The sequence below is a fragment of the Agromyces binzhouensis genome, assembly GCF_004135055.1.
GTDB classification, from domain to species: domain Bacteria; phylum Actinomycetota; class Actinomycetes; order Actinomycetales; family Microbacteriaceae; genus Agromyces; species Agromyces binzhouensis.
Genome location: NZ_SDPL01000819.1, coordinates 1 through 555 on the forward strand (window position 1 = coordinate 1; position 555 = coordinate 555).

Consider the following 555-nt stretch of genomic DNA (forward strand, 5'->3'; position numbering starts at 1 on the left):
GCGCCTGCTCGGGGTTGTCGGCGACGGAGGCGAGCGCCGACGGCGCGTACTGAGGAGTCAGGGCCTGCAGCCGAGCCGCGGCGGGGCCGATCGCCGACTCGGCGCCTCGGATCGCCTCCTCCACCCGCGCGAGCGCCTGCGGCGCGTTCTGCTCCAGCGCGCGCAGGGCGTCGAAGCGCTCGGCCTGCGCGTCGAGCACCTCCTCCGCCTCCGCGGTGAGGCGGAGGATGCCGTCGTACCACTCGCGCTGCTGGCCCTCGGTGTCGGGTTCGTGGTCGTCGAGTCGCTGCTGCAGGCCGAAGGCCCCGCGCACCTTCGCGGTCGCCGCAGCGAGCGCGGCGCGGAACTCGGCCGTCGCCTCGTCGCCGAAGGACGCGACGGCGAAGCCCAGCTCCTCCTCGCTGGTCTTCAGCGCGTCGTCCGCGTCGATGAGCGCTCCGCCGGCCTGCCGGCGGAGTTCCTCGATCGGGACCGCGGCCGGTCCGGCCGGGACCGCCGTGGGGCGCCGAGCCCGCCGCCGGGCGAGCACGACGACCACGACGACCACGACGGGCC

At 76.6% G+C, this 555-nt stretch carries 1 pseudogene; it reads right to left on the bottom strand.

Annotated features, from left to right (window positions below):
• Window positions 1-555: pseudogene (locus tag ESO86_RS19655) on the bottom strand (TPM domain-containing protein); the annotation flags it as partial.